Origin of the sequence: Bradyrhizobium nivariense (genome assembly GCF_029846695.2) — a bacterium.
GTDB lineage: Bacteria > Pseudomonadota > Alphaproteobacteria > Rhizobiales > Xanthobacteraceae > Bradyrhizobium.
Genome location: NZ_JARWCR020000060.1, coordinates 36,524 through 58,334 on the forward strand (window position 1 = coordinate 36,524; position 21,811 = coordinate 58,334).

Consider the following 21,811-nt stretch of genomic DNA (forward strand, 5'->3'; position numbering starts at 1 on the left):
CTGCTTCCTGCGCCGCCCGCTTTGGGCCGGACCGGTTCATCGCGTCGAGGGTTCGAACGGCGCGGTTGTGATGCAATCCACCTTGTGTGGTCATCGTTTAGGGATTTCTGGGCGGTTTCGCGGAATTGTCCTTCTCATATGCGGCGCCGGGGAACATACGTAACCCGCGATAGCCCCCATCTGCCGCGAAACAGCCCGCTACTACCACCGCCGATCTGACGCCGCCTAGAATTTGCGCACGCTGAATTGATGTGGATGGGCGGACTTTTGACGATGCGCGCGATCGTGCTGGGATTGTGCACCGCGATGGTGCTGCTGGTGCAGGGGGCCGAGGCGCAGATGCCCTTGCCGGCTGCAAAGCCGCCGGATGGCGCGACACTGTTCAAGCAGCAATGCGCGGTGTGCCACACCACGAACCTGTCAGAACCGGTGCGGCAGGGTCCGCCGCTGGTCAGGATCGTCGGGCGGCCCGCCGGGAAGGCCGAAGGCTTTCACTATTCAGAGCCCCTCGCAAAAGCAGCCTTCGCCTGGGACGAGACGAAGCTCGACGCCTGGCTGACCAATCCGCAAGCCGTGGTTCCCGGCGTGGTCATGGTCTACCGGCAGGCGAAGCCGGAGACGCGCGCCGCCATCATCGCCTTTCTCAGGGAGCAGAACTGAATGGCGAAGCCGGTCCATTCCATGATCCGCGCACTCGACGAGGCGCGCTCGCTCGACTTCTACCAGCGGGCCTTCGGCCTGGAAGTCACCGACCATTTGAAATTCGCAGACTTCGCCTTGATCTATCTGCGTCATCCGTCCTCACCCTTCGAGTTGGAGCTGACGGTCAATTTCGATCGCAAGGAGCCGTATGCGCTCGGTGACGGCTACGGACATCTCGCCGTGGTGGTCGAGGATCTCGATGCCGAACATTCCCGCTTCGAGCGCGAGAAGCTCGCACCGGGCCCGCTGCGCGACTTCAAGCACGACGGCAAAACGTTGGCGCGCTTCTTCTTCGTCAGTGATCCCGACGGCTACAAGATCGAGGTGATTCAGCGCGGCGGACGTTTCAACTGATCAGACCACAAAAATCCAAATCGCAAAAATCGAAGGAGGAATGCCATGAGAGAAGTCGATCGTCGAAGCAAGCACAGCCGCCGCGTCTTTCTCAAGGGCGCCGCGACCGCCGTGCCGGTCGCTGCAGTCGCAACCAGCGTCGCCGTCAGCATCGAGGGCGCATGGGCCGACGAGACAAGCGCGCTTTCGCCCGCGACGATGAAGACGCTGCTGAAGGTCGCGCGCGACATCTATCCGCACGACGTCCTCGGCGACAGCTACTACATCACCGCGATCAAGCCGTGGGACGGCAAGGCGGCGAAGGACGCGTCCGTCAAATCGCTGATCAGCGACGGCATCACACGGCTCGATCAGAATGCGCGTGATCGCCACAAGGTGGCTTACGCTGAAGTGCCCTGGGAGGCCGACCGCGTGGTGCTCTTGAAGGAGATCGAGCAGAGCGACTTCTTCCAGAAGGTGCGCGGCGACCTCATCGTCTCTCTCTACAACCAGAAAGAGGTCTGGCCGCGGTTCGGCTACGAGGGCTCCTCCGCCGAGCACGGCGGCTACATCAACCGCGGCTTCGCCGACATCGACTGGCTGCCGAAGGCTTAGGGCTCACCCAACGTTTCAGGAGAACGCATATGGCAAAATTCGATCTGAACGACTCCAGCGTTGTGGTGATCGTCGGCTCCGGCGCCGGCGGCGGCACGCTGGGCAATGAGCTCGCACAGAAGGGCGTCAAGGTCGTCATCCTCGAAGCAGGCCCCCGCATCGAGAATCAGGACTTCGTCAACGACGAGTGGGAGAGCTTTTCCCAGCTCGCCTGGACCGATGCGCGCACCACATCCGGAACATGGCGCGTCGCCAAGGATTTCTCGGGTCTTCCCGCCTGGATCGTCAAGGCGGTCGGTGGCTCCACGGTGCATTGGGCCGGCGCGTCGCTGCGCTTCGACGAGCACGAGTTCAGGGTCAAGAGTACCTATGGCAACATTCCCGGCGCCAACCTCCTGGACTGGCCGGTCACGCTCGCCGAGATGGAGCCGTGGTATGCCAAGGCCGAGAACAAGATGGGCGTGACCCGCACCAACGGCATTCCCGGGCTCCCCGGCAACAACAATTTCAGGGTGCTCGAGGCCGGCGCGAAGAAGCTCGGTTACAAGACCGTGCATACCGGCAACATGGCGATCAACAGCCAGCCGCGGGACGGGCGCGGTTCCTGCCAGCAGATCGGCTTCTGCTTCCAGGGCTGCAAATCCGGTGCGAAATGGTCAACGCTCTACACCGAGATCCCCAAGGGCGAGGCGACCGGCAATCTGGAGGTCCGGCCCAGCAGCATGGTGGTCAAGATCGAGCACGACGCGAGCGGTAAGGTCACCGGCGTGGTCTACGCCGACGAGGCCGGGGCGATGCAGCGTCAGAAGGCGCGTATCGTCGCGGTCGCCGGCAATTCGATCGAGAGCCCGCGGCTGCTGTTGAACAGTGCCTCCAACACATTTTCCGATGGTCTTGCCAATTCATCGGGACAGGTCGGCCGCAACTACATGCGCCACATGACCGGCAGCGTCTACGCCGTATTCGAGAAGTCGGTCCACATGTATCGTGGCACCACCATGGCCGGCATCATCCGCGACGAGGCCGCCAACAATCCGAAGCGCGGCTTCGTCGGCGGCTACGAGATGGAGACGCTGTCGATCGGCCTGCCCTTCATGGCGGCGTTCCTCAACCCCGGCGCCTGGGGACGTCCGTTCACCGCGGCGCTCGACGGCTATCCGCGGATGGCCGGGATGTGGCTGGTCGGCGAGGACATGGCGCAGGAGACCAACCGCATCACGCTCGATCCGACCGTGAAGGACAAGTTCGGACAGCCGGTCGCCAGCGTCCACTTCGACGATCATCCCAACGACGTTGCGATGCGCGCGCATGCTTACAAGCAGGGAGCGGCGGTCTACGACGCCGTCGGCGCCACCGTCAGCTATCCGACGCCGCCTTATCCGAGCACGCACAATCTCGGCACCAACCGGATGAGCGAGAAGCCTAGGGACGGCGTGGTCAACAAGTTCGGGCAGAGCCACGACGTCAAAAATCTGTTCGTCTCCGACGGCAGCCAGTTCACCAGCGGCGCGGCCTGCAACCCGACGCTGACCATCGTCGCACTCGCGATCCGGCAGGCGGACTACATCGCCGGCGCGATGCAGAAGAAGGAAATCTGATCTGACCGCACCCTCAGTCGTCGTCATGGCGAAAGCCAGGACGACGAGAGGCTATTCAGCCGCATCAAGAATGGGTGCGACGACGCCCTTGAAATCCCGTACCGGAGCGACGCCTCTGGAGCGGTAGATCAGGCAGGAGCAGCGCAGCAACGAGGCGAAATTGTTGACCTCGCCGTGGTGGTCGAGCACCTCGCTGTAGAGCGTCGTCAGGAACTTGCCGACGCTCATGTTCTCCTTGGCCGCGATCTCCTCCAGCGTGTCCCAGAATGCCATTTCCAGACGGATCGAGGTGCAATGCCCTCCGATCCGCAAGGAGCGGGTCTGGGATTCGTAGTCGCGTTGGGGCTGATGCGCGAAGAGATGGCACATGGCGTCCTCCCGTCCTGTTGCCGTTTTTTCACGATGCTACACCGCAGCCCGGCACCCCACAATCGGGGCCGGAGGCGGACATCGCTCCATCCCGGTTGCGCGATTTTCTCGAACGTCCAATCTCTTCAATGTGATAGACAGCCCTCTTCCCCAGACCGCCACGTTCCTGTTGCCCAACACATGCTTTTGACGCAACACGGCCTAGAATAGCGCTGTCAGCGAATCCAGATCGAAGCCCAAGATCGAGTTTCATGCCCGTCCGCCAATTGCCCGAACAAGTCGTCAACCGCATCGCCGCCGGCGAGGTGGTCGAACGTCCCGCGAGCGTGGTCAAGGAACTTGTCGAGAACGCCATCGACGCAGGCGCCAGCCGGATCGACGTCTTCACCGATGGGGGCGGGCGCCGTCGGATCGGCATCACCGACGACGGCGCCGGCATGACCGCCAAGGACCTGTCGTTGGCGGTCGAACGCCACGCCACCTCCAAGCTCGACGACGAGGACCTGCTGCAGATCCGCACGCTCGGATTCCGCGGCGAGGCGCTGCCGTCGATCGGCTCGGTCGCGCGGCTCTCCATCACCACGCGGCGTGCCGGCGAGCCGCACGCCTGGGCGCTCAATGTCGAGGGCGGCGAGAAGTCCGAGATCATGCCGGCCGCGCTCGCGCACGGCACGCGGGTCGAGGTCGACGACCTCTTCTACGCGACGCCGGCGCGGCTGAAGTTTTTGAAGACCGACCGGACTGAGGCGGAAGCGATCCGTGAGGTGGTGCGGCGGCTGGCGATGGCACGACCCGATATCGCTTTCACGCTGGCCGGCGAGGAGCGCGCACCGGTGACCTGGGCTGCGGCGCTGCCCGGCGTCGCCGGTCGCCTGACGCGTCTCGGCGACATCCTGGGCGTGGAGTTCCGCAGCCATGCCATCGAGGTCCATGCCGAGCGCGAGGGCGTCGTGGTCGCCGGCTATGCCGCAGCGCCCGCGCTGACCAAAGCCAACGCGCTCGGGCAATATCTGTTCGTCAACGGCCGCCCCGTACGCGACAAGCTGATCCTTGGCGCCGTGCGCGGGGCCTATGCCGACTATCTGCCGCGCGACCGCCATCCGATGCTGGCGCTGTTCGTCACGCTTGATCCGCGCGAGGTCGACGCCAACGTGCACCCGGCCAAGACCGAGGTGCGGTTCCGCAACGCCGGCCTCGTGCGCGCGCTGATCGTGCACGGATTGAAAGAAGGGCTCGCGCGAGAGGGCCGGCGTACGGCCGCCAACGGCGGCGAGAGCGCGCTGTCGTCGTTCCGCCCCGCATTCACGCCGCGTCCGGCAAGCTGGGACTGGCGCCAATCGCCATCCGCCCCGGTAGGGCCGATGCCGTCATTTGACGGTGCCGCGGCGCCCGCCTTCGCCGAGCGCGCGCAGGCCGCATTCGACGTCGGCGCGCCCAGTGCGGACGTTCGGATCGAAACGCAGCCCGTCGGCGACCTGGTCGACCGCCCGCTCGGGGCAGCACGCACCCAGATCCACGAGACCTATATCGTCTCGCAGACCCGCGACGGCTTGATCATCGTCGACCAGCACGCCGCGCATGAACGCATCGTCTACGAGCGACTGAAGGCCTCGCTCGCCGCGAACGGCGTGCAGCGGCAGATCCTGCTGATCCCCGAGATCGTCGAGATGGACGAGGCCACGGTCGAGCGCCTGCTGGAGCGCGGCGAGGAGCTGACGTCGTTTGGCCTTGCGATCGAATCCTTCGGCCCCGGCGCGGTCGCAGTGCGCGAGACGCCGTCGCTGCTCGGCAAGACCAACGCGGGCGGGCTCTTGCGCGATCTTTCCGAGCACATGGCCGAGTGGGACGAGGCGCTGCCTCTGGAGCGCCGCCTGATGCACGTCGCCGCGACCATGGCCTGCCACGGCTCGGTACGCGCCGGCCGTCGGCTGCGGCCGGAGGAGATGAACGCCCTGCTCCGCGAGATGGAGGACACCCCAAACTCCGGCCAGTGCAACCACGGCCGGCCGACCTATGTCGAGCTGAAGCTGTCCGATGTGGAGAAGCTGTTCGGGCGGAGGTAATCTTTGAAGTTACGGCCTCTTCAAAAACACGAACTCCGTGTCGTCATAGGCCCGCCGCTCCAATTCCTCGAAGCCTTCGGGCGTGACGAACTGCGCCGTCTTTGCCTCTTCCACTACGAGTAGCGCGCCCGGCGTCAACCAGCCGCCGTCGCGCAAGCTCGCGAGCGCCTTCTCCGCAAAACCGTTGCCATAGGGCGGATCGAGGAACACCAGCGAGAACGGCTCGACCGGATGTGCAGGCCCGAGATCGGTCGCATCACGGCGATAGACTTTTGTCACGCCACCCAAGCCCAGCGACTCGACATTGTTGCGGAGCAGAGCGCGCGCTTCCGCGCCGTTGTCGACGAACAGCGTGAACTTCGCGCCGCGCGACGACGCCTCGATGCCGAGCGCACCGGTGCCGGCGAAGAGATCGAGCACGCGCGCATCCGGAATCGGATCGTCATAGGCGTGCACGAGGATGTTGAACACGGACTCGCGCAGGCGGTCCGCCGTGGGGCGGATGTCGCGCGAGGACGGTGAGGCCAAATTGCGCCCCTTCAATCGACCGCCGACGACGCGCAACGTCAGTCCTCCTGCGGCGTCAGGTCGCGCTTGCCGTGATAGCCGCGCTTGGGACGGCGCGGCGGGCCGTAGCCGCTGGCCTCGGACTCGTTGCGCTCGCGCGCTTCCTCGCTGCCGGTGCGTTGCACCAGCACGCGGCGGCCCTTGCGGTCGTTGATCACGCCGCGCTTGCTCACCGGCTTCTTCTCGCGCGGCGCGTCGTCTCCCTCACGCGAGGCAGCTTTCTGCGGCACGTCGAACTGCGCACCGGATTTCTCGATCACCTTGTCGCCGAGCTGGTCGCGCAGCACGCGGGACTTGATCTCCTCGACCTGGCCTTCGGGGACCTCGCCAAGCTGGAACGGGCCGTAGGACACCCGGATCAGCCGGTTCACCTCGAGCCCGAGATGGGCGCAAACGTTGCGCACCTCGCGGTTCTTGCCCTCGCGGATCGCGAAAACCAGCCAGACATTGGCGCCCTGGTCACGCTCCAGCGTAGCGTCGATCGGACCGTATTTGACGCCCTCGACCTCGATACCGTTCTTCAGCTCGTCGAGCTGCACCTGCGTGACGTCGCCATGGGCGCGGACGCGGTAGCGGCGCAGCCAGCCGGTGTCCGGCAGCTCGAGCGTACGCGCGAGCCCGCCATCATTGGTGAGCAGCAGCAGACCCTCGGTGTTGAAGTCGAGCCGGCCGACACTGATCAGCCGCGGCAGACCTTCGGGCAAATTGTCGAATACGGTCGGACGCCCCTCGGGATCGTCATGCGTCGTCATCAGACCGCGCGGCTTGTGATAGAGGAACAGCCGCGTGCGCTCGCGCTCCGGCAACGGCTTGCCGTCGACGGTGACGACATCGTTCGAGGTGATGTCGAGCGCCGGCGAATTGATGACGCGGCCGTTGACGGCGACGCGACCCTGCGTGACCATCTCCTCGGCATCGCGGCGCGAGGCGAGCCCTGCACGCGACAGCACCTTGGCGATACGCTCGCCGGCCTTCTTCGGCTTCGGTGCTTCGTCCCGGCGCGGGCGGCCTTCGAAATCCCGATCACGGTCGCGATAGGCGCCGCGACCGCCGAAGGCGGGACGCTTCTCGAAGATCCTGCTGTCATCCTCGTTTTCGCGGCGCGGACGATCGCCCTCGCTGCGCGGATGCTCGTGCCAGTCGGAGCGCTCGCGCGGACGATCGAATTTCGGGCGGTCCTCGCGCGGGCGATCGAACTTGGGCCGATCGAATTTGGGCCGCTCACGGAACGGACGATCGCCGGACGCACGATCGTCGCGCGAACGCGAAAAGCGCGGACGGTCTTCGCCGCCGCCTTGCCGATCGTCGCGCTTCTGCCAGGGCTTGTCCTGGCCGCGGTCACTGCCGCCAAAATCCTTGCGCGGACCCTTGCTAAAATCCTTGCGCGGCGGCCGGTCCCCACGGGGAGCCGCATCGCGCTTCTGCCAAGGCTTTGAATCGCTGCGCTCGCTACGATCGCGGTCCGGTGCGCCGCGCGAAAACTTCCGCTCGCCGTCGAACTTGCGTTCCGGACGGTCGCCACGCGGTGCGTAAGGTCGCTTGTCGCCAAACTTCGTGTCACCGGTTCGGCCGGCCGGACGGGAATCGTCGCGATCCCTGCGCGGCGGACGATCATCACGCCCATAGGACGGGCGATCACCGCGCGGCTTGAACGGCCGCTTCTCGCCATCGCGCGAGGGGCGATCAGAAAATGGGCGGTCGCCACGGGGCTTGAACGGGCGCTTCTCGCCGTCGCGCGACGGACGATCGGAAAACGGACGGTCTTCACGCGGCTTGAACGGCCGATCGCCACGCGGCTTGAAACTGCGCTCGCCACGATCCTCGCCGCGCGGCCGGTCTTCGCGCTTGAACTTCGGGCGGTCGCTGAAATCGCGGCGCGGGGCATCGCCCTCCTCGCGGCGGCGGACCGGACGGCTGTCGCGGTCGCCACGGGGCGGGCGGGCGTCGCCCTTGCCCTCAGGGCCGCGCTTGGCGAACTTCTTGTCAGGCCCGCGCGGCTTGCCGGACCGGCCCTTGGCCGGGCCGCGATCACGCCGGCCGCGGGAATCATTGTCTTTGTCGCTGTCGCGAGGCATGAATAATCTCACTCAGGGGGTGGCCAGAAAGCATTGTGCGCGCTCGTTCGAGCCGCATGCTCAGGCAAAATCGGTATGCACTTCTGCTGAAGGCGCAGCTACTAGCAGGTTTCTCGCGATGATACGAGGCTTGAAAGCCCCCTCTTTCATGGATTTGGCGCTCAAAACGGCCGAAAACGCCGGAAAGTCGGGCGAAGTTCCGATCGGATGCGTCGTGGTCCGCAATTTCGAGGTCATCGCCACCGCGGCGAACCGGACGCTGACCGACTACGACCCCACGGCTCATGCCGAGATCGTTGCGCTGCGCGAAGCCGCGAAAAAGATCGGCAGCGAGCGCCTGGTCGACTGCGACCTCTACGTAACGCTGGAGCCCTGCACCATGTGTGCGGGCGCGATCTCGTTTGCAAGGGTCCGGCGGCTCTATTACGGCGCCGCCGATCCCAAGGGCGGTGCGGTCGAGTCCGGCGTGCGGTTCTTCACCTCGCCAACCTGCCATCACGTCCCGGATGTCTATTCCGGGGTGGGCGAGAGCGAGTCGGCGCGGCTGCTGCGGGAGTTCTTTCGGGAGCGGCGCTAATCCGCCGCAAAGAACTCGCGCAGCGCCTTCGCGGTGAAGTCAGGGTTCTCCTCGGTCAGGAAGTGCCCCGAATCCACCGGCATGCCCACGACGTTGGTCGCCCATTGCTTCCAAATGTCGAGCGGAGTGGCGGCGGCCTGCGCCACGCCGGCATTGCCCCACAGCGCCAGCATCGGAAGCGTGATCTTCTTGCCGGCCTCGAAATCGACCTTGTCAAGATCGTAATCGAAATAGGCGCCGGCGCGATAATCCTCGCACATCGCGTGGACGCGGGCGGGGTCGCGGAACGGGGCGATGTAGTGTTCAAGCCCGCGCTCGTCGATGGCGTCGAGCGTCTTCGACCTGGTCTGGCTCGCCATCTTGAAGCGCAGGAAGAACTCGCCATTGCCCGAGATCAGCGTTTCCGGCAGCGGATAGGGCTGCGCCAGGAAGGTCCAGTGATAGATCTTCAGCGCGTAGGCGCGGTTCATCCGCTCCCAATAATTATAGGTCGGCAGGATATCGAGCACGGCGAGGCGCGACAGCCGGCCGGGATGATCGAGCGCAAGCCGATAGGAGACGCGGCCGCCGCGATCGTGGCCGGCAAGCGCGAAGTGGACGTGGCCGAGTTGCTCCATCGCCTCGACCATGGCCTTCGCCATCGCGCGCTTGCTGTAGGGGATATGCAGCGCGTCGCTCTCGGGCATGTCCGACCAGCCATAGCCGGGCAGATCGGCGATGATCAGCGTGAACTTGTCGGCAAGCTGCGGCGCGACGCGGTGCCACATCACGTTGGTCTCGGAGAAGCCGTGCAGCAGCAGCAGCGGCGGCCCGCTGCCGCCGACGCGGGCGAAGATGCGGCCGAAGGAGGTGTTGATCCATTCGGAGGCGAAGCCGGGATAGAGGTCGGCGAGATCGGACATCTTCTGCATCCTTATCTGTCAGCGCTGGATCTGCTCAGTCTTGGGTGCCCCAAAACAAAAAAGTCGAAAAACAACCCCATGCACAGTAGCTAAGTTCAAGACCTGCCTACACAATTTTGGAGTGCCGACGGGCGCGGCCGGGAATGCGCGCGCGTGCGAAAAAAGCCTGTCAGCCCTTGGCCTTCTCGGCTTCCACCGCCTGCCAGCCGATGTCGCGGCGGCAGAAGCCTTCCGGCCAGTTGATGCGGTCGACGGCCTGATAGGCGCGGCCTTGCGCTTCCGTCACCGTCTTGCCGAGCGCGCAGACATTGAGCACGCGGCCGCCATTGGCGAGGATCGCGCCGTCCTTCTCGACCGTGCCGGCGTGGAAGATCTCGGCGGTCTCGACCTTCGCGGCGTCATCGAGCCCGTCGATGCGTGTGCCCTTCTGAAAGTCGCCGGGATAGCCCTTCGCCGCCATCACCACCGTGAGCGCGGATTCCGGATACCAGCGCAGATCGAAATTCCTCAGCTGCCCGTCGCAGGCGGCGAGGAAGGCCGGCACGATGTCCGACATCATCCGCAGCATCAGCACCTGGCACTCGGGATCGCCGAAGCGGACGTTGAACTCGAACAGTTTCGGGCCCTGCGTCGTCAGCATGATCCCGGCGTAGAGGATGCCGCGAAACGGCGTGCCGCGCTGCTTCATGCCCGCGACCGTCGGCAGAATGATCCTGGCCATGATCGCGTCATGGATCGCAGGCGTCACCAGCGGCGTCGGCGAATAGGCGCCCATGCCGCCGGTGTTCGGGCCGAGATCGTGGTCGAACACGCGCTTGTGGTCCTGCGCCGAGGCGAGCGGGATCGCGGTCTCGCCGTCGCAGAGCGCGAAGAAGCTGATCTCGCGACCCGGCAAAAACTCCTCGATCACGACCTCGGTGCCAGCCTCGCCAAAGGCGCCCTCGAACATCATGGCGATGGCGTCCTCGGCCTCGCGCACGGTCTTGGCGACGACAACGCCCTTGCCGGCGGCGAGGCCGTCGGCCTTGACCACGATCGGCGCGCCCTGGCTCTGGACATAGGCGCGCGCATCGGCGGCGTTGGTGAAGCGCTTGTAGGCCCCGGTCGGAATGCCGAATTCGGTGCACAGCGCCTTGGTAAAGCCCTTCGAGCTTTCGAGTTGGGCGGGGATCTTGTTCGGCCCGAACGCCTTGATGCCGGCGGCGGTGAGGTCATCGACGATACCGGCCGCCAGCGGCGTCTCCGGGCCGACCACCACGAGCTCGACCGCATTCTTTTTGCAGAAGTCGATCACGGCGGCATGGTCGGCGACATCGAGCGCCACGCATTCCGCCTCGCGCGCGATCCCGGCATTGCCCGGTGCGCACCAGAATTTGGTCACCAGGGGAGAGGCTGCGATCTTCCACGCCAAGGCATGTTCGCGGCCGCCGGAACCGAGCAGGAGAATGTGCATCGAAGGCTCGAAATGAGGGGTTGCTGAGCGCGTCGGTCGCACGAATCGCCGCGCGCCTCAAGGGGGCTTGCCCGAACTCCCCGTCATTCCGGGGCGCGGCAAAGCCGCGAGCCTGGAATCCATCAGGCCGCAGCGAGAGTGTTGCGAGGCATTCCGGGCTCATTGCTTTGCGAGGCCCCGGGTTGACGGCGGGGCCAAATTCGACGCTGGTCTGCGACGAAGGCTGAGGATGCAGACCACCGGAATTGTCGCGGCGGACATCAGGGGCAACGAGAGCGACGTCGGGATCACCTTTGGGCTCTACTCCAACGCTCAGCTGAAGCGCCTGAAGAATGCTTGCGTGGAGTCGGTCAAACTGCCAACAGCCCTAGCTGCGGCCAAACTGGGAAGGCTCACTTCGCCTATAAAAACAGTGGGGCAAAACTCAAAGGGCGGCCCTCTAACTCGTTGGCACCGCAACGCCTTTTTCCTACGATGCCCGCTCTGAATTCCTGCAAGCGTTTTACGAATCGCCTACTGGTTAAACGGCCGGTCCACTACAGACAAGGCGCGGTCGAGAGGGTGTAATGGCGCGTCAATCAACTAAGAAATCCCAAGGAGCATCCAAAAAGGTTACTGCCGACGACGATGCTATTAGGTTCTATCGGGCAAATGAAAAGCCCTATGGCCAGTTCAGCAATCTCTACCGCAGGCCCGTGGAATTTGAGGGAGTGGTTTATCCCACATCGGAGCACGCCTATCAGGCCGGGAAAGCCGTAAAGCCAGCTGTAAGAGATTGGATTCTTGCTGCTCCTACTCCAGCTCTCGCGGCAATGGCGGCCCACGGCCTGTACACCTGGGATATTGTTCCCAACTGGTCGGAGATCAAATTCGACCGAATGCGGAGAGTCTTGAAAGCAAAATTCGAACAGCATCCTGATCTCGCCGAGCTGCTAGCCTCGACTGGCTCAAAACGTCTTGTGGAGGCTGGCACTGTCAACAACGCGGTAAATCGCCTATGGGGTGAGGTTGCCGGAATCGGCAAGAATATGTTGGGTGTGATGCTGATGGAGCTTCGCGCTGAGCTGGGTAACCAATCTGGTGTCACCCGCACCGGCTCCCGCCAAGCGCCTTCGGCGCGAGCCAAGCAGTCCCGCAAGGCTCCCCCGCGCTTGTCGTCAAAGAGAGCGAAAGGAAGGAAGGCGAAGCGCGGATGACGCCGTACGAGGAAGAGTTAGCTAAGCTCGCATCGACTGTTGATAAAGCCGGGATGACAGACATTGCCGGGTTGAAGACAGCAATCGAGGGTGCCAGCGAAGCCAGCATCATCGCCGTAGGATCAGGTGGCTCCTATACTGTGGCCTCTCTTCTTTGCAGTTTGCATGAGGCTTATACCGGACGGGTATCAAGAGCTGTTACCCCATTAGAACTGATATGCAACCCAACACTAGCTTCGACGAGTCCAATATTTCTCATTTCCGCCGAGGGCAAAAACCCAGATATTCTCGAAGCGCTGCAGCGGGCTCGGCAGCATAGCTCTCGCGCGGTGCACGTTGTAACAAATCGCGCTGAGAGCCCGCTGATGGGCCGTGTCTCTGAGCTTCACGACGTCACGCCGCACGTATTTTCCTTGGCTGAGAAGGACGGCTATCTAGCCACAAACAGCCTCGTATTTGACGCCGCCTTGGTTGCACGAACCTATGGCGAGTTGGACAGACAGGGGCGCAAGCTTCACTTCCGCGTGGACGAACTGCAGTTCGACAACCTCTCACTTCCCGGTTGGATCGAGGCTTCGACACAGTTTGCCAACGAGGTCGCGTCACGAAGAAGTCTAATAATCGTATTCTCGCCGCATCTACGGCCGATCGCCGAGGATCTTGAATCCAAGTTTTCGGAATCTGCACTACTCTTTTGCCAACTAGCTGACTTCCGATCTTTCGCCCACGGCCGTCATCTATGGCTCACGGAACGATCTAAAGACAGCGCATTGCTGGTCTTGACCGAGCCGGCAGTCTCCCGACTATGGGACGACATGCATTCCAAAGTGCCGGCCGACGTGCCGCACTTCCGGCTTTCCCTCCCTGGGGCAGAGCCTAAAGACCTCATCGCAGGGCTGATCGCCGGCATGCATCTCGTGTCGGCGGTTGCAAACGCATCTAAGAGAAACATCGCCCGTCCAACAGTCTCCGATTTTGGTCGCCAGTTGTATTATGCGGACCTGGCTGCTCTTATTCCCCCACCGCTCGAAGGCGGCCTGCGAGGCGAACACTCAAAGTACGAAGTATTGGGCGCCCATTGGCCGTCGCCTCGTTCAAGTGGGACGATACGGAGAGCGCTGCAAACAACCGAAGAGGCATTTAATTCTCAGCGCTTTCGTTCGATTGTGTTTGATTACGACGGCACGCTCTGCAGCTCCAACAACCGCGACTTGGAGCCTCCCCGTCCCATAGTTGCTCAACTAGAGCGGCTAGCACGAGCCGGAATAATTATAGGCATTGCGTCCGGGCGCGGAGGGTCAATTCGCGACCATTTCCGATCAGTCCTAGCTCCCGCGTTGTGGCCTTTTGTGCGCTTGGGCTTGTACAACGGGGGTTGGATTGGAGGACTTGATCAAGAGCCTCAGACAACGGACTCGCTGAGTGAATTTTTGATCCATGCCCGTCGTCTCATTCTTGGGCTGCAATCTCTCGGAGTTCCCATCGAGGAAGCCCGGACCACGCCGCCTTATCAGCTCAGCATCCGATTCCGTACTGGCGTCCGGACCGAAGACACGTGGTTCGTGATCGTTGATACTTTTAAGCAGGCGGGGCTCGACACCAGCACGATCGTACGAAGTAAGCATTCTATTGATGTGCTATCACGCGACGTCAGCAAGTCGCACTTGGTCGCGAGTATAGTTCGGGAGAACGCCGTTGATCCCTATGAAGTTGTCACGATGGGCGACCTCGGTGCATGGCCGGGAAACGACGCCTCGCTACTTCAGCATCGATTTTCGCTTAGCGTGGACCTCCCATCACGAAGGATCGATCGCGGTTGGAAGTTAGCTCCGCGTTACAAGCGTGATGTCGATGCGACGCTTTGGTACCTAGATCGCCTCGTGATCGAGCCCGATCATCGATTCTTCTTTGATTTATCTAGAGACGAACGATGAAGGACAAGAACGCGCAGGAACTTCTAACGACGGTCATGGGCTGGACCGACCAAGACACCGTCTTGCGGCACAGTCTGAGCCTGCAGCTTTTGGCCGATTACAAATACAATCATTATCAAAGGTACGCGCCAGGCCAACGCTTCGTCGAGAGCCTGGCGCTATGGCTGGACCAGTTTGATAAGGGCGACCGCACAACAGCCCTCGATTTCATTCAGAAGAAGTTGATCTTCATTTCAGAACAGGAGATCGCACATCTGGTAACGACCGCCTATCCCGATGTAATTGTACAGGAGCGCCTTCGTCTTGTGGCGGAAGAGAGCGAGATCGCCGCCTTCAAAGTCGGTCAGCTACTTCAACATCCTCGATTTGAACGCCTACGTTTGAAGTCCCTGTATCTCGGATTGAGTGATGGAGCCCACACCAACGATCTTCGCCGCGCAAGCAATGGCGCCATTAGCAACGAGCAAATATGGCAGGCCTACGAGCTAGGCGAGACAAAAGCGGAAGATATGCTTGGGAAGCTTCGAAAATCGCTACGAAAGGCAGCCGAAGCGGCAGGCGAATCTATAAATGATGGGATTGAAACAGAACGCTTCAACCTGGTTTGGCTAGTGGATGACTTCTCTGGTAGCGGCAATACATACATTCGCTTCGAGGAAGAGGACGGCCAACGACGTTTTGCGGGCAAAATTCAGAAGATCTACGACATGGTCTTAGATGGTGGCTTGGTGAACCCAAGTTACTACGAGATTTACCTTCTTCTGTATGTCGCGACCCGGCAAGCTATTGACCATATCGAATATTGGTCGGAGCGCTTCACCTCAGAAAGAGGATTGAAGCCCTTGCGCGTGCGAGTTCTCTGCCCAATTGAGCGCGACGCTTCACTAACATCCGCCACCGATCCTGCCATAATCGAGATGCTTGCGAACGCTAGGTACTACGACGATCGCGCGTCCGACTCACATATTGCCATCGGCGGGACAAAGGACGCCCGCTACGGCTTCGCAAAGTGCGCCTTGCCGCTTGTGCTGTCTCACAATACTCCGAACAATAGTATCTATGCGCTATGGGGCCCCGAAGAGTTTGATTTCGTCGGCCTTTTCCCGAGGGTAAGCAGGCATCGAGCTATCTAATGGCTTATCGAGCAAATCCATTTCTTGAGCGAATGTCGGAGCGCACGACGTCTGATCAAGAGTTTGTTCAAATGTTTGCACCCAAAGTGCTGGAGCGGTTGAATGATGACTGCCTTCGGGGAGGAGTCCACATCTTCCGCAGCCCGCCTGGTGGCGGCAAGACGACGATACTCCGGGCATTTACGCCGAACGCCCTCCGTGCATTCTGGCATGGCGGCCCAATGGGCGCGGACACTTATCGTCAGCTAATTGATCGCGGAGTGATCGATGCCGATATTGGCCCGCAAACCCTAGGCGTATTTCTTTCCTGCGCCTCGGGTTACGCTGATCTCCCCCCGGGCGCTTCCGCGATAAGCGAAGGCATGTTCCGTGCGCTGCTCGATTGCCGCATAGTACTTCGCAGCCTCCGTAGCCTAGGCGAGCTAGTTGGATCCACGTCCGCCGACACTATGGAAGCCCTGGAGCTGCACTATGATGACGGGTTTCTTCAAGATCTAAGCTCAATTCCTCTGCATTCGACGGCGGCAGAGATGATTGGATGGGCGGAGCAACGCGAACGAGAGGTTTATTCCCAACTCGACTCTCTCGCGTACATGCCGGGAGCCTCAGCACCAAGCGACGTGCGGTTCGAGTCACTGCTGTGGTTGCAGTCGGTGCGCTTCGTGCATGACGGAAGAGTAGTTGCGCCTAAGCGGCTGAAGGCGAAGACGATATCAGCTCGAACATCGCCTTACGACGCAGCGCTGACGAGATACTAAAGTCTGTAACGGATCAAACAGATATCGTGCTGGACGTAAGTTCGTTGCCTCGCGTCGCGTATGTGACAATTCTTTTATCCCTGCTGGCCCGCATAATCCCCGAAGGAGATAAGAATGGCGGCCTGTCTGCTGGCGGCGTCTCTTTGCAGGTGTTAGTCGCGGAGGACGCTCAGCTAGATAGCAAAATAAGTTCTGAAGATCCGAGCAACGACTTGACGTTGATCCCTGGATACTCACAGGCGCTACTATCGGAATCCCAACAGGAAGAGCCTCTGGTTTGGTTCCCAATACTGGGTGAAAATCGCTTAGCGCAGCTCCGGAAGATTCAAGCCTCCATCCCAGAATTTGCGGAGATATGCCCCATCTTACCGCACCCTTCACGGAATCCCCGTCGAGGGGATGAGCTGCTGTTGGAGTATGACACCGTTCTGTTCACACAGCGAGCGACGCCGATCAGCAATGTTTTTTACGTAAACGAGACGCATCCTTTTGAGGTCTATCGTCAATTGTTAGGTGCTATGCAGCGCTTTCGTAAATCGCTCGGTTTGATTGGAAAATGCCGATTGGTTGTGACGCCGCTAGCCAGCAAGTTAATTACAGTCGGAAGCGCTTTGGCTTGCTTTGAGATGAAGCTTATCTCAATGGACTATAAGTCCAGCGTTGCGATCCCGTACGCTGAACCGAAAAGGTACGAGGCCGATCTGGAGCTACTGTTGCAGTCTCGTCCTGTCATTTCTGCGTTGCTGTTGACGGGCGACGCTTACCGGACCGACGCAGGTTGAAAACGGTAATTGGCCAAGCCGCCCCAAGCTAGACCTGCTTCCCCGCAATGATCTCCTGCAACGTCGCGACGTGCCGCGCGAACGCCCCGCGACCAGTGGCGGTTGCGGTGACGGTGGTTTGCGGCTTCTTGCCCACGAACGCTTTTTCCACCGACACGTAGCCCGCCTTGGCCAGCGTCTCGATATGCGCGCCGAGATTACCGTCGGTCGCGCCGGTCAGCTTCTTCAGGCGCGAGAATTCGAGGCCGGTAGCGACAGGCAGCGCGTTCAACGCCGCCATGATCTTCAGCCGCAACGGCTGGTGGATGATGTCGTCGAGCTCGGCCATCAGATCCGCCGCATCCAGAGACCGCCGAGGATCAGGCCGCCGCCATTGACGAAGGCCATCCAGAGCGGAAACGCCTCGCCGATATAGAAGAAGCCGATCAGCGTCAGCGCGGAGATGCCAAGACCGATCGCAACGAAGGCATAGCCGAACCAGAGACCCGCCAGCGTATAGAACAGCATGAAATAAAGCGGCCAGAACGCGCCCAGCTGGCGCGGACCGAAATGGCCGAGGACGTTGGTGCAGAGATAGCCGAAGACGAAGAACAACACGAACACCAGAAGCAGTCTGACGTTGAAGGCAGCGCCATGGGGGTGATGCGGCGGATTGAGCAGGCGCAGTGCAACCAGACCGACGACGCCCAAAACGTCCGCGGCAACCCAGGCGTAGACCGCATAGACCGGCCAAAGCCAGGTCACGAGATTGGCCGCGAACACCAACACGCCCCACCAGACGGCAGCATAGCTCGCCAGCTCATAGAGCTGCGATTGCTTCACGCGCTGGACGATGTCGTCGATATCGGCCAGCGCTGCGGAGGCTTCCTTGCTGTCGATCATGTCGTCCCTTTCTGTCCCTGGGCTATCTCGTATGACGCTCGGTGACACCTGAGCGCGCGCCTCGTCCTTCGAGACGACCGCTTCCAGCGGTCTCCTCAGGATGAGGCTCAGCTGCACCAGGACCCGTTGAAGCGGCTGCCGCAAACTCCGTCCTCATCCTGAGGGCCCGCCGCAGGCGGGCGTCTCGAAGGATGGCCACGAGTTCGGTGGCAGCTGAGCAAGCGCCTCGTCCTTCGAGACGACCGCTGCGCGGTCTCCTCAGGATGAGGCTCAGCTGCACCGCGGGGAAACCGCTACCATCTGCGATTGCCTTGCCGTCAACGGGGCGCATCATGACTGCCCTGCCCCGCGCGTTGCCAAATCCTCGGCGATGACCGAAATCGCCTTCGGGTTGGTGACGATGCCCATGTGGTTGATGCCGTCAATGATCTTGACGTCGACGGAAGGCTTCACCGCCTGCACGGTCTCTGCATATTTGTCCGAGATCATCATCTCGTCCTCGGCGCCGCCGAAGACCGTGATCGGACGTGTCGCCGCCGTCAGATCGATGCGATAGCCGCGCGTCGCGAAATTGCGCATCAGGCGGTCCGAATAGGTGGAGACGAGATACTTCGCCGAGCTTGCCGGCACGGCCAAAGCGAGCACCGGAAGCTGCGCGCAGCAGTCGATACCGAGCTTGCGCAGCGCGGCGAGAGCGAAGAGGCGCGGCAGATCGGCATTGGCCCAGCCGCCGGAATGCGGCTTGTTGGTTGGGGCGTCGTAGCCGAGATAGGGCGCGAGCAGCACCGTGCGCACGAACATGTCCTGCATGATCGGTGTCGCGGCGACGCGCAGGGAGAAGCCGGCGCCCGCGGAGTGGCCGATCAGGGTGAGCGGCAGATCCGGTGCGGTCTTGCGGATTTGAGCGACGAAATCGACGAGGTCGTCTTCGAGCTGACCGACATAGCCGATGTCGCCGCGCGTGCCGGAGCCGCCATGGCCGCGGATGTCGAGCGCCCAGGTCTCCACCCCGCGCGAGGCGATCGCATGGGTCAGCGCATGATTGACGGTGCCGCTGGAGCCGGAGGAGCCGTGGATGAAGATCGTGCCACGGCCCGTCGCCGGGCCATTCGCCGCGTAATGGCGGAAACCGATCCAGGTGCCGTCGCGGGCCTGGAAACGTTCCAGGGCCGGTAGCGTGGACCAGTCGATGCCCTTGGCGGAGTCGGAGACCGATCGCATCTCCGGCGGTCGCTCCAGCGGCGTTGCGATCATCGCGGTCAGGATCAGCGCCACACCGCCGGCCGCACACAAGGCCCATTTCAGGCCGCTCAAAACGCCGCGTAGCAGTCGAATTGCCATTTTCTACCCCCTCAGCCTGTAAAATACAGATAACTCTATAATACCGAGTACTCTTTCGATCAATCCCCGGATTGGCGCCGCGCGGTGAAAATCCTTAACGTCGGGTCTGATCCCAAAATGCCGAATCGTTTGCCGATGCCGACTGCAGAACCCCTGCTCAACACCCCCGAATTCACCGTTTCCGAGCTCTCGCAGTCCCTGAAACGGACGGTCGAGGACACCTATGGCCATGTCCGGGTCCGCGGCGAGATCTCCGGTTTCCGCGGCGCCCATTCCTCCGGCCATTGCTATTTCGCACTCAAGGACGAGAGCGCCAAGATCGAGGCGGTGATCTGGAAGGGCGTGCACGGCCGCATGCGCTTCAAGCCCCAGGAGGGGCTCGAGGTTATCGCCACCGGCAAGCTCACGACCTATCCGGGCTCCTCGAAATACCAGATCGTGATCGAGGCGCTGGAGCCGGCCGGCATCGGCGCGCTGATGGCGCTGATGGAGGAGCGCAAGAAGAAGCTCGCCGCGGAAGGCCTGTTCGACGAGGCGCGCAAGCAGCTGCTGCCCTGGCTGCCGGAAGTGATCGGCGTCGTCACCTCGCCGACCGGTGCCGTCATCCGCGACATCCTGCACCGGCTCGAGGACCGCTTTCCCCGCCACGTGCTGGTGTGGCCGGTCAAGGTGCAGGGCGAAGGCTCGGCCGAGCAGGTTGCCGCCGCAATCCGCGGCTTCAACGCGCTGCCCGAGGGCGGCAAGATTCCGCGGCCCGATGTGCTGATCGTCGCGCGCGGCGGCGGCTCGCTGGAGGACCTGTGGTCGTTCAACGAGGAGATCGTGGTGCGGGCAGCTAGCGAGAGCATGATCCCGCTGATCTCCGCAGTCGGGCACGAGACCGACATCACGCTGATCGATTTCGTCGCCGACAAGCGCGCACCGACGCCGACGGCGGCAGCCGAGATGGCGGTGCCGGTGCGCAGCGATCTCTTTGTCGAGGTCGCCGATCTCGGGCGGCGCACCCGCGCCTATTGGCAGCGCGCTCATCAGAGCCGCCGCAGCGAGCTGCGTGCCGCCGCACGCGCGCTGCCGGCAGCCGGCGACCTGCTGGCGATCCCGCGGCAGCGGCTGGATTCGGCGGGCGCGTCCCTGCCCCGCTGTCTCAAGGCCAACACCCATGCGCATTTCCGCAGGTTCACCGCCGCCAGCGCCAAGCTGACGCTGCGGGTGCTGCACGGCCAGATCGCGCAGGCCGATCATCGCCTCACCGTGTGCGGCGAGCGGCTCGGCCTGTCCACGCGCTCGCTGCTGCGGCGGCGGCGCGACCGCTTTGCCGGGCTGGAGGTGCGCTTGCGCGCCTCAAAACTCTCCAATGCGCAGGCGCAGCGCAACGCGATTGCGCGTCAGCGCGAGCGCACCCATCGCCTTGCCGAGCGCGCGGGCCGCGCGCTCGGCACGCTGTTGCAGCGGTTGGATGCCCGCGTCGAGAACAGCGGCAAGCTGCTCTCCGCGTTGTCCTATCGCGGCGTGCTCGCGCGCGGCTTTGCGCTGGTACGCGATGAAGCCGGCCATCCCCTGCATTCGGCCGACAGCATCGGGCCGAATGCGCGGCTCGAGATCGAGTTTGCGGATGGACGCGTGGCCGCGACCGCGGATGCGGATCGGCCTGCGCCCGCGGCGAAGCGCGCGCCTTCGCAAGCCAAGCCGGCCGCGCAGGACGCCAAGCCCGCGCCGAAGCGCGTGGGCAAGCCGGTGGATCAGGGCAGTTTGTTTTAGAGTTCGCTGTCATTCCCCGCGCAGGCGGGGAATCCAGTACGCCGCAGCTTCTCGATGAACCACTGACGTCTCGGAATACTGGATCGCCCGGTCAAGCCGGGCGATGACCGAGTACGTAGGACGCGCGTGCCACACACTCGCTGTCGTCCTGGCGAAAGCCAGGACCCATTACCCCAGGGAGAACTTTGGCGAAGGCTGGTCGTTCGGGACTGATACTGTCCACAATCGACAGATTCCGCGGTATGGGTCCTGGCTTTCGCCAGGACGACGCTGGGAGAGAGTGCGCCTCACACGTCCGTCGTTGTGCTCAGCGTCAAAGGCCCGCCTCTACCGGCAGGACAATCCTGCGTCGATCGTGGTCCAGAAGCCGCAATGTTCCGGCGCGAATTGCGGCGCGCCGGCTTTGGCTTCGAACAGGAAGATCGCGACGGTGAAGACGATCAGTGCGGAGGAGAACAGGACGAAGCGGTTGCGCATGGAAGATGCGTTTAATCGACATCGTGGTCGAATGATGGCGGCGTCATGTGTTGAAACCGCATCCGGGTGCGATCCGTAGAGTTACGGTCGGCCATCACAGTCCGTGCAGGGCGGTGGTCGATGCGGGGCTGTCCGCTGTTGTTCCTTCGGGCGGCCCCGCTCGGCACCTGTAGATGGGGTAACGGGCCCGCCTCATCAGCCAAGCCGCGCTAGCTACGGCGCTATGTGATGGCGCGCGTCGCGCGGCTTGGCTGGAAGGTTGGCGGTCGTCCCTCACATTGATGGTGTAACGGAGT

At 62.6% G+C, this 21,811-nt stretch carries 21 protein-coding genes; 12 read left to right on the forward strand and 9 right to left on the reverse strand.

The genetic code is table 11. From position 1 onward, the window contains the following. Positions 1 to 273: 273 nt before the first annotated feature. From QCM77_RS34375 to QCM77_RS34390, 4 genes are read left to right on the forward strand one after another with little or no spacing between them, the layout of a single operon-like run. Positions 274 to 660: a c-type cytochrome gene (locus QCM77_RS34375; protein WP_279668583.1), complete on the forward strand. Its 387-nt coding sequence runs from the start codon at positions 274 to 276 to the stop codon at positions 658 to 660. Next, positions 661 to 1,056 (forward strand): VOC family protein, encoded by a 396-nt coding sequence (locus QCM77_RS34380; RefSeq protein ID WP_280095925.1) that lies wholly within the window; start codon positions 661 to 663, stop codon positions 1,054 to 1,056. It begins immediately after the preceding gene. 45 nt (positions 1,057 to 1,101) lie between these two features. Further along, on the forward strand, positions 1,102 to 1,650 hold the full coding sequence (locus QCM77_RS34385; protein WP_247284553.1) for a gluconate 2-dehydrogenase subunit 3 family protein: 549 nt from the start codon (positions 1,102 to 1,104) through the stop codon (positions 1,648 to 1,650). Positions 1,651 to 1,679: 29 nt separating this feature from the next. After that, positions 1,680 to 3,248: a GMC family oxidoreductase gene (locus QCM77_RS34390; protein WP_280095926.1), complete on the forward strand. Its 1,569-nt coding sequence runs from the start codon at positions 1,680 to 1,682 to the stop codon at positions 3,246 to 3,248. A 51-nt stretch (positions 3,249 to 3,299) separates the two neighbouring features. Here QCM77_RS34390 and QCM77_RS34395 read toward each other — a convergent pair whose 3' ends face one another. Beyond that, positions 3,300 to 3,617, reverse strand: coding sequence for a ribbon-helix-helix domain-containing protein (locus QCM77_RS34395; RefSeq protein WP_279667277.1), 318 nt, complete (start codon positions 3,615 to 3,617; stop codon positions 3,300 to 3,302). A gap of 251 nt (positions 3,618 to 3,868) precedes the next feature. On the opposite strand from QCM77_RS34395, the gene mutL reads away from it, so the two are divergent. Next, entirely contained in the window at positions 3,869 to 5,680 is a 1,812-nt protein-coding gene (gene mutL / locus QCM77_RS34400) for a DNA mismatch repair endonuclease MutL (RefSeq protein ID WP_279667278.1), read from the forward strand. A gap of 9 nt (positions 5,681 to 5,689) precedes the next feature. Here mutL and rsmD read toward each other — a convergent pair whose 3' ends face one another. Next, positions 5,690 to 6,244: a 16S rRNA (guanine(966)-N(2))-methyltransferase RsmD gene (rsmD, locus tag QCM77_RS34405; protein ID WP_279667279.1), complete on the reverse strand. Its 555-nt coding sequence runs from the start codon at positions 6,242 to 6,244 to the stop codon at positions 5,690 to 5,692. Between the two features lie 2 nt (positions 6,245 to 6,246). Then, positions 6,247 to 8,322, reverse strand: a complete 2,076-nt coding sequence (locus QCM77_RS34410) for a pseudouridine synthase (protein ID WP_280095927.1) — start codon at positions 8,320 to 8,322, stop codon at positions 6,247 to 6,249. Between the two features lie 118 nt (positions 8,323 to 8,440). On the opposite strand from QCM77_RS34410, the gene QCM77_RS34415 reads away from it, so the two are divergent. Further along, positions 8,441 to 8,899, forward strand: coding sequence for a nucleoside deaminase (locus tag QCM77_RS34415; protein ID WP_279667361.1), 459 nt, complete (start codon positions 8,441 to 8,443; stop codon positions 8,897 to 8,899). Here QCM77_RS34415 and QCM77_RS34420 read toward each other — a convergent pair. Both QCM77_RS34420 and purD read right to left on the reverse strand, forming a co-directional pair. Then, complete coding sequence (locus tag QCM77_RS34420; protein WP_280095928.1) at positions 8,896 to 9,801, reverse strand: alpha/beta fold hydrolase; 906 nt, start codon at positions 9,799 to 9,801, stop codon at positions 8,896 to 8,898. The two genes, QCM77_RS34415 and QCM77_RS34420, sit on opposite strands and share 4 nt — an antisense overlap. Before the next feature lie 169 nt (positions 9,802 to 9,970). After that, positions 9,971 to 11,254, reverse strand: coding sequence for a phosphoribosylamine--glycine ligase (purD, locus tag QCM77_RS34425; protein ID WP_280095929.1), 1,284 nt, complete (start codon positions 11,252 to 11,254; stop codon positions 9,971 to 9,973). A gap of 566 nt (positions 11,255 to 11,820) precedes the next feature. Here purD and ybiA point away from each other — a divergent pair. Genes ybiA through QCM77_RS34450 form a run of 5 tightly spaced genes read left to right on the forward strand, consistent with a single transcriptional unit; the run spans position 11,821 to position 17,057 of the window. Next, positions 11,821 to 12,450, forward strand: a complete 630-nt coding sequence (gene ybiA, locus QCM77_RS34430; protein ID WP_280095930.1) for a riboflavin biosynthesis intermediates N-glycosidase — start codon at positions 11,821 to 11,823, stop codon at positions 12,448 to 12,450. Beyond that, positions 12,447 to 14,384: a hypothetical protein gene (locus tag QCM77_RS34435; RefSeq protein ID WP_280095931.1), complete on the forward strand. Its 1,938-nt coding sequence runs from the start codon at positions 12,447 to 12,449 to the stop codon at positions 14,382 to 14,384. The genes ybiA and QCM77_RS34435 overlap by 4 nt, the downstream gene beginning before the upstream one ends. Beyond that, positions 14,381 to 15,517: a phosphoribosyltransferase-like protein gene (locus QCM77_RS34440; protein ID WP_280095932.1), complete on the forward strand. Its 1,137-nt coding sequence runs from the start codon at positions 14,381 to 14,383 to the stop codon at positions 15,515 to 15,517. Before QCM77_RS34435 ends, QCM77_RS34440 begins: the two co-directional genes overlap by 4 nt. Next, a complete protein-coding gene (locus QCM77_RS34445) occupies positions 15,517 to 16,275 on the forward strand; it encodes a hypothetical protein (protein ID WP_280095933.1) in 759 nt (252 codons plus the stop codon). The genes QCM77_RS34440 and QCM77_RS34445 overlap by 1 nt, the downstream gene beginning before the upstream one ends. A 26-nt stretch (positions 16,276 to 16,301) precedes the next feature. Further along, complete coding sequence (locus QCM77_RS34450) at positions 16,302 to 17,057, forward strand: hypothetical protein (protein ID WP_280095934.1); 756 nt, start codon at positions 16,302 to 16,304, stop codon at positions 17,055 to 17,057. A 28-nt stretch (positions 17,058 to 17,085) separates the two neighbouring features. Here QCM77_RS34450 and QCM77_RS34455 read toward each other — a convergent pair whose 3' ends face one another. The 3 genes from QCM77_RS34455 to QCM77_RS34465 all read right to left on the reverse strand — a co-directional run bounded on the left by QCM77_RS34455 (position 17,086) and on the right by QCM77_RS34465 (position 19,280). Beyond that, complete coding sequence (locus QCM77_RS34455; protein ID WP_280095935.1) at positions 17,086 to 17,385, reverse strand: winged helix-turn-helix domain-containing protein; 300 nt, start codon at positions 17,383 to 17,385, stop codon at positions 17,086 to 17,088. After that, on the reverse strand, positions 17,385 to 17,939 hold the full coding sequence (locus QCM77_RS34460; protein WP_280095936.1) for a hypothetical protein: 555 nt from the start codon (positions 17,937 to 17,939) through the stop codon (positions 17,385 to 17,387). Before QCM77_RS34460 ends, QCM77_RS34455 begins: the two co-directional genes overlap by 1 nt. Positions 17,940 to 18,269: 330 nt before the next feature. Continuing rightward, on the reverse strand, positions 18,270 to 19,280 hold the full coding sequence (locus tag QCM77_RS34465) for an alpha/beta hydrolase (protein ID WP_280095937.1): 1,011 nt from the start codon (positions 19,278 to 19,280) through the stop codon (positions 18,270 to 18,272). 135 nt (positions 19,281 to 19,415) lie between these two features. Between QCM77_RS34465 and xseA the strand changes: the two genes are divergently transcribed. After that, positions 19,416 to 21,038: an exodeoxyribonuclease VII large subunit gene (gene xseA, locus QCM77_RS34470; protein WP_511337220.1), complete on the forward strand. Its 1,623-nt coding sequence runs from the start codon at positions 19,416 to 19,418 to the stop codon at positions 21,036 to 21,038. 327 nt (positions 21,039 to 21,365) lie between these two features. Here xseA and QCM77_RS34475 read toward each other — a convergent pair whose 3' ends face one another. Further along, a complete protein-coding gene (locus QCM77_RS34475) occupies positions 21,366 to 21,515 on the reverse strand; it encodes a hypothetical protein (RefSeq protein ID WP_279667290.1) in 150 nt (49 codons plus the stop codon). Positions 21,516 to 21,811: the final 296 nt, after the last annotated feature.